The 12,815-nt window shown below is 57.2% G+C and carries 10 protein-coding genes; 2 read left to right on the top strand and 8 right to left on the bottom strand.

What is annotated here, in order from left to right:
• Window positions 1–4: 4 nt before the first annotated feature.
• Window positions 5–1,084: a hypothetical protein gene (locus tag QMP16_RS13865; protein WP_058276579.1), complete on the bottom strand. Its 1,080-nt coding sequence runs from the start codon at window positions 1,082–1,084 to the stop codon at window positions 5–7.
• Between the two features lie 283 nt (window positions 1,085–1,367).
• Here QMP16_RS13865 and QMP16_RS13870 point away from each other — a divergent pair, with 283 nt between their 5' ends.
• Both QMP16_RS13870 and QMP16_RS13875 read left to right on the top strand, forming a co-directional pair.
• Window positions 1,368–2,843: an NAD-dependent succinate-semialdehyde dehydrogenase gene (locus tag QMP16_RS13870; protein WP_058276539.1), complete on the top strand. Its 1,476-nt coding sequence runs from the start codon at window positions 1,368–1,370 to the stop codon at window positions 2,841–2,843.
• A 128-nt stretch (window positions 2,844–2,971) separates the two neighbouring features.
• On the top strand, window positions 2,972–5,155 hold the full coding sequence (locus tag QMP16_RS13875; RefSeq protein WP_282152861.1) for an esterase-like activity of phytase family protein: 2,184 nt from the start codon (window positions 2,972–2,974) through the stop codon (window positions 5,153–5,155).
• A 152-nt stretch (window positions 5,156–5,307) separates the two neighbouring features.
• On the opposite strand, the gene QMP16_RS13880 is transcribed toward QMP16_RS13875, so the two are convergent.
• The 7 genes from QMP16_RS13880 to QMP16_RS13910 form a co-directional block, all read right to left on the bottom strand.
• Window positions 5,308–6,195, bottom strand: coding sequence for a class I SAM-dependent methyltransferase (locus QMP16_RS13880; protein WP_282152862.1), 888 nt, complete (start codon window positions 6,193–6,195; stop codon window positions 5,308–5,310).
• 332 nt (window positions 6,196–6,527) lie between these two features.
• On the bottom strand, window positions 6,528–6,995 hold the full coding sequence (locus QMP16_RS13885) for an Hsp20 family protein (RefSeq protein ID WP_113789186.1): 468 nt from the start codon (window positions 6,993–6,995) through the stop codon (window positions 6,528–6,530).
• Between the two features lie 122 nt (window positions 6,996–7,117).
• The gene (locus tag QMP16_RS13890; protein ID WP_282152863.1) at window positions 7,118–7,933 is read right to left on the bottom strand and encodes a trypsin-like serine peptidase; all 816 of its coding nucleotides are present in this window, start codon (window positions 7,931–7,933) and stop codon (window positions 7,118–7,120) included.
• Window positions 7,930–8,724 carry a trypsin-like serine peptidase gene (locus QMP16_RS13895; protein WP_282152864.1) on the bottom strand — a complete coding sequence of 265 codons (795 nt, stop codon included), beginning with the start codon at window positions 8,722–8,724 and terminating at the stop codon, window positions 7,930–7,932. Before QMP16_RS13895 ends, QMP16_RS13890 begins: the two co-directional genes overlap by 4 nt.
• A 118-nt stretch (window positions 8,725–8,842) precedes the next feature.
• Window positions 8,843–10,159, bottom strand: a complete 1,317-nt coding sequence (gene glcF, locus QMP16_RS13900) for a glycolate oxidase subunit GlcF (protein WP_282152865.1) — start codon at window positions 10,157–10,159, stop codon at window positions 8,843–8,845.
• Window positions 10,160–10,163: 4 nt separating this feature from the next.
• Window positions 10,164–11,264: an FAD-binding protein gene (locus QMP16_RS13905; RefSeq protein ID WP_282152866.1), complete on the bottom strand. Its 1,101-nt coding sequence runs from the start codon at window positions 11,262–11,264 to the stop codon at window positions 10,164–10,166.
• Window positions 11,265–11,289: 25 nt separating this feature from the next.
• Window positions 11,290–12,738 (bottom strand): FAD-linked oxidase C-terminal domain-containing protein, encoded by a 1,449-nt coding sequence (locus QMP16_RS13910; RefSeq protein ID WP_282152867.1) that lies wholly within the window; start codon window positions 12,736–12,738, stop codon window positions 11,290–11,292.
• Window positions 12,739–12,815: the final 77 nt, after the last annotated feature.

Here is a 12,815-nt window from a genome sequence, read left to right on the forward strand (position 1 = left end):
TACCTCAGCCCCCATACAAATTCTTATCATGCTTCTCGACAATCGAGGCAAACCGGCGGGCAAAGCGTTCATCCGCCTTGGCCTTTTTCTCCAGCACGTCGCGGGCAAAGACCATGTGGTCCTCATGCGCCTCGAGCATGTCGGCCATCTTCTGGTTGGTCGCGGTGCCGATGGCGGCCATGGCGGTCTGCGCCTCTTGGTCGGTCTGCACGCCGATCTCGTTGATGCGGTGGGCCACGTCCTGCTGCTGTGCGGTTTTCAGTGATTTGGTCAGGGCGTCATACAGCACCACGCGCTGTTGCGTGTCTGTCTGCAGCTTGTTGATCAGCACCATCTGCGTCGCCGCCTGGTTCTGTAGGGAGTCGACCCAGGTCTTACCTTTTTCGATATAGCGCTCCAGCGTTTGGCTTTTGGCCAGCTTGACCTGCTCTTCCTGAACCTTGGCATTGTATTGCTTGTTCAGCTCGGCCAGTTCGGTTTCCAATTGGGTCCGCGCGGCGGCGTCCTGTTCGACACTGATCTTGTTTTCCAGAGTGATAATCGTCGGATCCATATCCTGAATCTCGGCCCGCAGCGCCTCTAGTTCAGCAACAGTGGCCTCGCGGTCATCCAGCGTACCAGTCAGGTTTTCCTCGACCTTCACCCGCTGTTCTTCCAACACGGATAGCTGCCCTTGCAGCAATTGAACGATTACGTCGGATTTGGCGATCAGGTCCTGCAGCTTGTCGTCGATATTGGCGGTACGCATCCGTTCCTGCCGCATCGATTCTGATTTGCCTTTCGAGAAGATGCCGACAAACGTCTCCCACCCGGACTTCGAGCGCATCTCGTCGAAATCCTTGGAAAAGGCGCTGGTGACGTCGTCCAGACCCATAATCAGCTCGGCGATATTGGCGTTCATCACCTCGGTATGGGCGTGCACATCCTCAAGCGTGGCGTTTTCGATGTCGATGTCGGCCTCGGCAGAGCCGATCTTAGAACGCGCGGCTTCAATCCGGGATGTCAGCCCTTCGATCTGAGACTGGCTTTCGCGCACTTTTTGCTGCGTTTCCTCAATCAACGCATCAAACTGCTGGTTCGACATCTGTCCTATTCCTTTTTTAATTATGCACCCAACAAGATAGGAGATGTTACGATCATTTACATCCCCTTGGGCAACCAATCCTGTGGAACTTTGGCAAACTCCGCCAAAAAAAGATAGGCGGGTTGACACTTTGGCCTCAGATCGCATGAATGCGCCCCGGTAGGCAGAAAACGTCACGTTTACCATACGAAAACTGGATTGATCTGACCCCACGGGTGGCCATAGACAATCCGGGAGGCACATGTTTGAGTGCTAACAAATTTTTATTGCCGGAGGCTGACCCATGCTGGACGCGACAACCGACCTGAAATCAATCCTAAAAAACCCCGATCTGCTTGTAACCAAAGCCTATATCGGCGGTCAGTGGGTCGACGGGGACAATGGCACCTTTGCCGTGACCAACCCGGCGCGCGGCGACGTTGTAGCCGAAGTCGCAGACCTGAGCCGCGCGCAGGTCGCCGGCGCGATCGCACAAGCTGAGGCCGCGCAAAAGGAATGGGCCAAGCTGACCGGCAAGGAACGCGCCGTGATTCTGCGTCGCTGGTACGACCTGATGATGGAAAACGCCGAAGATCTGGGCAAGATCCTGACCGCCGAGCAAGGCAAGCCGCTGGCCGAGGCCGTTGGCGAGATCGGTTATGGCGCGTCGTTCATCGAGTTCTTCGGCGAAGAGGCCAAGCGCGTTTATGGCGAGACGATCCCCGGTCACCAGCGCGACAAGCGGATCATGGTGCTGAAACAGCCGATCGGTGTTGCGGCCTCGATCACGCCCTGGAACTTCCCCAATGCGATGATCACCCGCAAGGCAGCTCCAGCGCTGGCGGCTGGCTGCGCCTTTGTTGCGCGCCCGGCCAAGGAAACACCGCTGTCCGCATTGGTCATGGGCGTTCTGGCCGAACAGGCTGGCATTCCGGCTGGTGTGTTCAACGTATTGCCGTCCTCCAGCGCCAGCGAGATTGGGAAGGAATTCTGTGAAAACCCCGGCGTGCGCAAACTGACCTTCACCGGCTCGACCGAAGTAGGTCGCATCTTGCTGAAACAGGCGGCCGATCAGGTCATGAAATGCTCGATGGAGCTGGGCGGCAACGCTCCGTTCATCGTGTTTGACGACGCTGATCTGGATGCGGCTGTCGAAGGCGCGATGATGTGCAAGTTCCGCAACAACGGCCAAACCTGCGTCTGCGCCAACCGCATCTATGTGCAGGCGGGCGTGTACGATGAATTCGCGGCCAAACTGAAAGCCGCCGTCGAAGCGCTGAAAATCGGTGACGGTCTGGCCGATGGCACCACCACCGGTCCGCTGATCAACGAAGAAGCGGTCGCCAAGGTCGAGGAACACATCAAAGACGTTACCGACAAGGGCGGCGCGGTTCTGACCGGAGGTCTGCCGCATGATCTGGGCGGCACCTTCTTCCAGCCCACCATCGTGACCGGCGTGACGCAGGACATGATGGTCGCACAGGACGAAACCTTTGGCCCGCTGGCGCCCCTGTTCAAGTTCGAAGACGAAGATGACGTGATCGCAATGGCCAACGATACGATCTTTGGTCTGGCGTCTTATTTCTACGCCAAAGACCTCAGCCGCGTGTACAAAGTGGCCGAGGCTCTGGAATACGGCATCGTCGGCGTGAACACCGGTATCATCTCGACCGAACTCGGCCCGTTTGGCGGTGTCAAACAATCCGGCTTGGGCCGCGAAGGCAGCCATCACGGCATGGAAGATTATCTTGAAATGAAGTACGTCTGCCTGTCGGTCTGATCTGAAAAGGCCCCGGTGCTGCGCGCCGGGGCCATTACGTTTGTCACAAAACTGCAAACAAACCGTCACATCCCTGCAATGACCCGCGTTCATCCCCCTCTCATCCAAGTGAGAGAGGATACCACCCGATGTCATTGCGCTGTGTCTGCCTGACATCTGCCCTTGCCCTGACCGCCGGTCAGGCAGCGGCAGAAATGAATTTCAACCGAATTGCGTCTTTCCCCGTCGTCAAAAATATGGCCGAGGGGGCGGATACCACCCGCGAAACCTCGCCCGAGATCATCGCGGCGACTGCTGATGGCATGACGCTGGTCTATACGGACAGCCCGCTGGGTATGATTGGTATGGTCGATATCACCGACCCCGCGAACCCCGCGCCACTGGGTGCGATGGACGTGGGTGGTGAGCCGACATCCGTGGGGATTGTTGGCACGACGGCTTTTGTGGGCGTGAACACTTCGGAAAGCTATACTGTCCCTTCGGGCAAGCTGATCTCGGTCGATATTGCGGGCAAGGTGGAAACCGGTGCCTGTGATCTGGGTGGTCAGCCCGACAGTGTCGCGATTGCCCCGGATGGCAACTTTGTTTCCGTAGCCATCGAGAATGAGCGTGACGAAGACCTGAACGACGGGGTCCTCCCTCAGCTGCCTGCCGGAACACTGGCTCTGGTGCCGCTGAAAGACGGCGCATTGGATTGCGCGGGCATGAAGATGGCCTCGCTGACCGGGCTGTCGGAGGTTGCGCCTACTGACCCCGAACCCGAGTTCGTGGACATCAATAGTCTGGGCGAAACTGTCGTCACCCTGCAGGAAAACAACCACATCGCGGTCGTGGACAAAGACGGCAAGGTGATCAGCCATTTCTCGGCCGGTAGCGTAGACCTGGATGGTATCGACGCCACCGATGAGCGCGGCGCACTGGTTTTCACCGAGAGTCAGCCGGGCCGTCTGCGTGAACCGGACGCGGTGAAATGGGTCGACGAGAACCACTTCGCCACCGCCAACGAAGGCGACTACGAGGGCGGTTCGCGTGGCTGGACGATCTTCCACAAGGACGGCGCCGTAGTTTACGAAAACGGTACCGGTTTCGAGAAAGCCATCATCCAGATCGGTCACTATCCCGACAAACGCTCGGACGCCAAAGGTGTTGAGCCTGAAAGTGTGACCGCAGCGACCTTCGGTGACACACCAATGATCTTTGTAGGAGCCGAGCGCGCCTCGGTCGTGGGTGTCTATGACGCCACCGATCCGGCCAACCCAGTTCTGAAACAGCTGCTGCCTTCAGGCGTTGGTCCCGAAGGTTATGTTGCGATACCGGAACGTAACCTGCTGATCTCGGCTAATGAAAAGGACCTGATCGAAGACGGTGGCCCGCGTGCACACGTGATGATCTACGAATATCAGGACGCCCCGGCCACCTATCCGCATCTGACGTCCGCAGGCACGGGTGAGCTGATCGGCTGGGGCGCGCTGTCCGGTCTGGTGTCTGATGAGGACGGCATGATCTACGCGGTCAACGACAGCTTTTATGGCTTCCAGCCTTCGATTTTCAAGATCGACCCCAGCCATAAACCGGCCCGCATTGTGGATGTGATCCGCATCCACCGTCAGGACGGCAACCCGGCACAGAAGCTGGATCTGGAGGGCATCACGCTGGACGGTAAAGGCGGGTTCTACGTCGCCTCCGAAGGGCGTACCGACCGTGTTATCCCGCATGCGATTTACCACGTGTCCGCTGATGGCCTGATCAAGGATCGCAAAAGCGAGATCGGCCTGCCACCTGAGCTCATGGCCGTCGAAAAGCGCTTTGGGTTTGAAGGCATCACCCGCGTTGGCAACACCCTTTGGACGGCCGTTCAGCGCGAATGGAAGGACGACCCTGAAAACCACGTGAAACTGGTGGCCTACAACCTTGAGACCAAGGAATGGGGCGCGGTGCACTATCCCAAAGCGGACCCGGAAAAGGGCTGGGTCGGTCTGTCGGAAATCGTGGCCTTTGGCGACCACGTCTATGTCATCGAACGCGACAATCAGCACGACCACCGCGCCGTGACCAAAAAGATCTACCGCATACCGCTGTCTGACATGACCCCGGCCCAACTGGGCCGCCCCCTGCCCGTGGTCAGCAAGCAGGAAGTCCGCGACCTGCTGCCTGACCTGACCTCGACTGGTGGCTACGTTCTGGACAAGATCGAAGGCCTAGCCATCCTGCCCTCGGGCGAGGCGTTTGTGATGACCGACAATGACGGCGTCGACGATGCCTCGGGCGAGACGATGTTCTGGTCGATTGGGTCGGTGACTGGCGGGAACTGAATTTGGTATGGAAAACCCAAATGCCCCGCGTAATCCTACGCGGGGCAATCCGTATTTAACCACTCACCACCCGACCATAACTGCTAAAAAATAATCCGCCACGTCCAGAAAGCCTGCGGCTCATATCCTCATTCGGAAAGCGCAGCACCTGCCTATTTCTTCAATATCACCGTGAATTCATTGCGCCCTTTTGGCGTTTCATAAACGTCTTGAACTTCCAGATTGATCAACTTCATCAGTCGAAGTTGACTGACTAAACTCGCGAAGCTTTTCGGCGTGAACTGCCAGGCGTGCACGTCAATGTAACCGCCACCTGCGGCGTCAAACTCAGCCAGCGCAGCATCTGTTCTTTTTGCTATTCTCTCTTCCCAACCCGCATCGAAATGATCGCCTTGCCAATGACGACCAGTGTCGTTGTGAGTGGTCAAGGCCCTGTGCTCAATCACGCTTTCGATGCGATGAGTCTTCCGACCGTTGCGATGTGCCGCGACAATTTGGGCAACATTACTTTCTGCAAGCGCGAAGTCAAAGCAATAGCGTTTGTCCGGGATTAGCATAAAATAACGCCCGCCCTCTTTAAGTATACGCTGTACCTGCACCAAATGAGCAATCAAATCAGGTTGATGTTCGATGCAATGAGAGCTGATCACCGCGTCAAATTTGCGATCTACGATAGCAAGGTCACCAGTTGGCGAAACAAACTCCACGTCGGGAACCGAGGCTGTATTGTATCCGATCGCCTTTGCTCGTTGTTGCAATCCTGAACTGTCCAGGACATCAAAATAGGAAACATTCGACCCAGTCACACACGGATTGCAGAAGGGGCCAATTTCCAGAATGGACTTATACCTTGAGACAGTTTTGACGAGCTCGGCGCGTAACGCTTCTTTTGCTCCTACTCGCCCTTCCGCGCGCCCGTGCAGATTGAAATGTTCAATAAGTTCCGCATCCGATAACTCTGCCAAATCAGGTTGATTATCGCGATAATAGTCAACGTCCAGCCCAAGCAGGTCCTGCCAGGACGGTGTGGATTCCTGCACCTTATCAGGTCGGTTTCTCTTTTTTTTCAAAAACCAAAGTATACCCAAAACTGTCTTTGCCCCGCATTACCGAGAGTTTTTTGCCTTCGAATCTTTATTATATTTGATGGTACTAGCGTGCCCAATCCCAAGATTTTGTGACAGATAAGCCTTCGCGTCATCAAATCGAACTGTAAGCCAAGTAGATAACATCATGGTCTCTGCGTTCATAAGCAAACCGAACCGGCAATTCAAACACACGTGAAAAAACAACGCCCCGCGTCTGGAGGAACGCGGGGCGTATGGTGCGATAATCCAGAGAGGAACGATTATCGCGGCGTATAGCGGTCGCCCTAATTCACGGCTTTAGCGTCGACCACGTCCTTTTCGATGGCGTTCGCCGAAGAAATCTCAATCCGGCGCGGTTTCAGGGCTTCGGGCACTTCGCGCTTCAGGTCGATGTTCAGCATGCCGTCTTCGTGGTTGGCGCCGGTGACGCGCACGTGATCGGCCAGCGCAAAGCGGCGTTCGAACGCGCGGGTGGCGATGCCGCGGTGCAGGTAGCTGCGCTCTTTGTCCTCGGCGGCTTTCTTGCCAGCAACGATCAGGGCGTTTTCTTTCATCTCGACCGACAGGTCATTTTCCGAAAAACCGGCGACTGCAACCGATATTCGATAGGTGTCGGCATCGGTCTTTTCGATGTTGTAAGGTGGGTAGCTCGGCTGAGCCACATCATTGGTCAGCACGCGATCCATCATGTCAGCGATCTGGTCGAAACCAACGGTGGCGCGGTGCAGCGGTGCAAAATCAAAACTACGCATGTGTCATATCCTCATATCAGAGCGATCTGTGTTCTGCCCTCCGTTCGGACGGGCATCTGGTTGATACGGGCCCCGTTCGTGGCGACCCGACACATTTCACATGGGTAGCAGTTTGACCGAGTTCAACCCCCGCCCGAGCTGATGAATTTCGCGCCGGAATTCGACTTGTCGGACCCGACCTGCAACCGGCGGATCGTTGCCTGTGGACGCGGGGCATCGCGCCGCAAGTCCGCCTTGAGTTCGGCAACGATTCCAGACAGTTCCATCCCGTATCCGGCCACACGACCCCCGTAGGTTCCGATCGCTGAAACAACTGACAGGATCTGCCAGCGCGGTCCATTTCTGGCCAGCAATGCCGAACCGGACGAGCCAAAAGTGATGTCGCAGTTGAAGGTAATCAACCCTTGCTGGCGACCCAGGATCCGGCAGGATCTTTCCCGCGTGATCGCCTCGGACCGGCCGCGCCCATATGAGGCCAGGCTGACCTCGGTTCCAGCAACGCGCCCCTTATGCAACGCAAACGGATTGGCGATGGAATAGGGGATAGGCTGTTCCAAACGCATCAGCGCAACGTCAGCGCGGACAGTATCCGGTGACAACGGGGCATTGCTGACATATTCCGGGTTCACGGCAATCTGCATGACTTTGCGATCTGCCAGCGCCTCACCATGGCTCAAACCGGCGCGAAACGTCACCTTTCCCGGCTCGTAGGGTTTGCCGCTGGCCTTGTCCACCGCACAGTGCGCAGCAGTCAAAACCAGATCCTGCGCAATCAGGGTGCCGGTGCAAAACCCCTGATCGCCTACGTCCAGACGTCCAACCGCCTCCCATCCGTAAAGGTCATCGCGATCCGTCAGCTTGCGCTTGGCGGTCTGGGCGTAAGTTGCGGTGGCGGAAATTGAAAGGAACAAAAGAAAATTCAGAAATAAACGACTCATGGTTTTATGAACCTTGCTCCAATATTGCGGCGTGTCCCACCCTGAGAGGGAGACACGCCAAATCCGCGACCAGCCGACAACTCTGCCTGCAGCAGTTCCAATGAATCCTCGACCGCGGTGCCGATCGCCACGCGCTGCCCGTTGAATTCAGCCTTGGCTGCAACGACCGAAACGATGCGCGGCCGGTCCCCTTCAAAGGAAAAGACCGGCGCGCCGGACGACCCGAATTCGACGTCACAGGACAACACCAAAACGTTGGATGTGCGCGTCATGACCGAACACACTTCTTGCAGCGAGGGGGCCTCGGCCCGGTCCTGCGCGTAGGACACGACCCCCACTTCGGCACCTCGGGACGGGCGGTCTCCGGTCTCGAACGGAATTACGCTTGTATTTCGGATCGGTTGCCACAGTTCGATCAGCGCAATGTCATTGTATAGCCGCGAGGCCGTTGCCTCTGTGCTGTATTCGTAGTCCGGGTGAACAACAGCGCGACGCGCGGCCCGATAGGCCGATGCACGCCCAAGACGCCAGGCGGCCAGAAACTCGACCTCTGCCAGGTCAATCCGCTGACCGGTCACCTTATCGAACAGACAATGGGCAGCCGTCAAAACCTGTGTCGGAGAAATCAGCGTCCCGGTGCAAAACCCGGCGCCGTCGTTGATATCCAGGCGCCCTACCGCCATCCACGCGCGCCCCGCATCGGTGGTTTCCAGGCTTTTCAACCCGGTATCCTGGGCTGCGGCGGACAACGGCGTCAAAGCCAGCGCCAATGCTGTGATCCAGTTTCGCAAACGGCACTCCGGCTTTGCTGTTGACGTATTTTCCTACGTCTCCGGTGCGGCAAAAATAGGGCGATGACGCCCGCGCCCGTTTAACGGGGCGAGTGGTGCCCAGTTGCATCAGCATGGCCTATCTAAGGACCGGAACCTTAGGTTTGGCTGGTTCACGCAATGCACGCGGCACCGGCCCGCCGGTTGCCCAATCCAAAAGCTCGACCGTGTGCAGCACGGGAATGTCCGTGCCAGAGCCGATCTGCATCATGCATCCGATATTGCCCGCCGCGATCACGTCCGGCTTTTTGGCTTCCAGCGTTTTGACTTTGCGGTCCTTCAGCTTGCCCGAAATCTCGGGCTGCATCAGGTTGTAAGTTCCCGCGCTGCCGCAGCACAGGTGACTATCTGTAGGCTCTAACACGGCAAAACCGACCTGTTTCAGTAGGCTTTTGGGGTGCGTTTTGATCTTTTGACCGTGCTGCAAAGAACAGGCTGCATGATATGCAACGGTCAGGCCCTTGTTTTCGTCCTGTGGCAGCTCCAGCTGGATCAGCAGTTCGCTGATATCCATTGCAATCGACGACACCTGCGCCGCGTCTTCGGCCATGGGATCATTGTGAAACATATGGCCATAATCCTTGACCGTCGTACCGCAGCCCGAGGTATTGATGACGATGGCGTCCAGCCCGTCGCCGTGCATTTCTGCGGTCCAGGCCCTGATATTGGCCTTTGCGGCCTCATGGCTTTCACGGGTTTTGCCCATGTGATGGGTCAGCGCGCCGCAGCACCCTGCCCCTTCGGCCACGACGACCTCGCATCCCATCCTGGTCAAAAGTCGAATAGTTGCGTCGTTAATGTCAGTATTCAAAGCTTTTTGCGCACAACCCGTCATCAGCGCAACGCGCTTGCGCTGCGGTCCTTTGGCCGGAAATCTCTGCGGGTCGTCATTGCGACTAACGGGCGGGATATGTTTGGGTGCCATGTCTAGCATGGCACGCAACCGGGCGTCGGGCATCAGAAAGCGGAATGGCCGCCCCAGCTTCGCCCCGATCAAAGCCCAGCGGAACCGCATCGGATAAGGCAGAATCTGTGCCAGCACCCAACGCAATGCACGATCCGAAAAGGGGCGTTTATAGTTCTCTTCGATGTATTCCCGCGCGTGATCGACCAGATGCATGTAGTGCACGCCCGATGGACATGTGGTCATACAGGCCAGGCATGACAGGCAGCGGTCGATATGTTTGACCGTTTTCTCATCCGGCACACGCTCGTTTTCCAGCATGTCCTTGATCAGGTAAATGCGCCCGCGTGGACTATCCAACTCGTCCCCCAGCACCTGATAGGTTGGGCATGTGGCTGTGCAAAACCCACAATGGACGCAGTTTCGCAGGATTTCATTTGATCTTTGGATCGCGGGATCTTGCAACTGCTTCTCGGTGAATGTCGTCTGCATCGGCTTACCCCATCAACCCCGGGTTAAACAAACCGCGGGGGTCGAATCTTTGACGAATTCTTTTGGTTAGAGCCGCAATGCCGGGTGCCTCCGGTTGAAAACGCCCCAGTTCTGCCCGTGTTTCGGACCCTGCCCGCACGATGTTAGCGTGACCGCCAAACGCGCCTAAATGCGCCCGCAGATCAGTACCAACCGGCACCAAGGCCCAGATCAACCCGCCACCCCAATCAAACAACGTTCGATCTGCCCGGATGCGCGCAACGATGCCCGGCGCATCCGAGGGTTTGACCGAAATGCGCCAGACATCACCGCTTTGTTCGTGGAAACCGGCTGCGTCACGTAGGTCGACCCACAATGTGCCGGGCTGCTCAAGTTCGGCAACCTCGCCGAAACCAGACAGTAGGGATTTCAGTTGATCCAACCTGTATGTCACCGAACCCGCAAATCCTTCGAGGCGCAGTAAGGCGCTTCCCATATCCGGGTCGTACGCTGCTCCGCTAACTTCAAAAGGGGATTTCAATGCGGCGGACAGCGCTGCAACTGCGGTGGTCACATCAGATACCTGAACAGACAGCGTTGCGGCGACTTCGGGCTTGGGCAGTACCTTCAACGACACTTCGGTCAAAACACCCAGAGTGCCCCAGGATCCCGCCATCAGTTTGACCAGATCATAGCCGGTGACGTTCTTCATGACCCGGCCGCCATTCTTGACGACCTGCCCCATGCCATCGACATAGCGCACGCCCAGGAGAAAATCGCGGCATGCCCCAGCCTGTACCCGCCGGGGCCCAGATATGTTGGCCGCCACAACACCGCCTATGGTCGGTGTGCCACTGGTTCCCAGCAATCCCCGGTGATCCATAGGCTCGAACGCTAATTGCTGACCTTCTGCATCTAACGCGGCCTCGATCTCTGCCACGGGTGTTCCGGCCTTCGCCACCAAAGTCAGCGCGCCGGGTTCGTAAAGTGTGATGCCGGTTAGTCCGCTTGTTTCAGTCACCGCATCTGGTCCCGCAATACCGCGCGTACCGCCTCCCTTGATATGGACCGGTTCATTCAACTCGGCCACCATCTCGGCCAGTTCGGCTTCTGTCTTTGGTTTCATGACAATTCTTCCCTGTTAGAGCCGATTATTCTGCGGCGATCCGCGCGTTGCGTCGGGACTTCGACGCCTGCAATGGGAACACTTTGGCCGGGTTCAGCAGCCAATTCGGGTCGAACACATCCTTGATGACCATCTGAGCCTCAAGGTCCGCAGGCGCGTATTGGTGGGACATCAGATCGCGCTTTTCGATCCCAACGCCGTGCTCACCTGTCAGGCAGCCACCCACATCAACGCAAAGCTTCAGGATATCGGCTCCGAACGCCTCGCATTTCTCAAGATCACCGGGTTTGTTGGCATCGAACAGGATCAATGGGTGCATGTTGCCATCGCCTGCATGAAACACGTTGCCGACCGGCAAGCCGTAGTCTTCGCTCATTTCACCAATCCGGCGCAGCACTTCCGGCAAGGACGACACCGGGATCGTGCCGTCCAGACACATGTAGTCGTTCAACTGCCCCATCGCGCCAAAGGCCGACTTGCGCCCCAGCCAGATTTTCGCGCTTTCTTCGGCCGACTGGCTTTCGCGCAGTTCGACCGGATTGTGGCGCTTGGCGATTTCGATGATCTTTGACAACTGATAGCCCATCTCGGCCTCGGACCCTTCGACCTCGACAATCAGCAAAGCGGTGCAGTCGGGGTAACCGGCGTGGGCGAAATTTTCACAGGCTTGGATGCACAGTGTGTCCATGAATTCGATCGCAACCGGCAGGATGCCCGACTTGATAATGTCCGAGACGCATTGCCCGGCAACTTCGTTATCATCAAAACCCATTAATACAGGCCGGGCACCTTCAGGTTTGCGCAGAATGCGCAGCGTGGCTTCAGTCACGACGCCCAACTGCCCTTCAGACCCGCAGATGACTCCCAACAGGTCCAAGCCGCCAGAGTCCAGATGCGCGCCGCCAATCTCGACCACGCTGCCATCCATCAGCACCATCTTTACGCCCAACAGGTTGTTGGTGGTCACACCGTATTTTAGACAATGCGCCCCGCCTGAGTTCATGGCGATGTTCCCAGCAATGGCACAGGCGAGCTGTGAGGACGGATCTGGCGCATAGAAGAAATCGTCTTCCTCGACCGCACCGGTCACACTCAGGTTCGTGCGGCCTGATTGAACGCGAATGAAGCGGTTGTCATAGTCGACCTCAAGCACCTCATTCATCCGGGCGACGCCAAGGATGACGCAATCTGCGGTTGGCAACGCGCCACCGGCCAAGGAAGTACCCGACCCGCGCGGAACCACAGGGACACCTTCTTCATTGCAGATGCGTAAAACGTCCGAGACCTCTTGCGTGGTCGACGGAAGAACCGCCAGCATCGGAGGGCACCGATACGCCGTCAGCGCGTCACATTCATAAGCTCGAGTCTCGGACGGTTCGTGAATCACCGCGTCCTCGGGCAAAACTTGCAACAAACGTTGAAGAACCAGGGCCTTGCGGCGCAGAACGTCAGGATTTGGCGTTGGCATTTCCATGGTCGATCCCCTATTTGGTAAAATAATATTACCAATTTCTTCATCTGGCAAGTTCTCCTGTCTGGTCCTAAGGTCGC

Source organism: Ruegeria atlantica (assembly GCF_947495585.1).
GTDB lineage: Bacteria > Pseudomonadota > Alphaproteobacteria > Rhodobacterales > Rhodobacteraceae > Ruegeria > Ruegeria atlantica_G.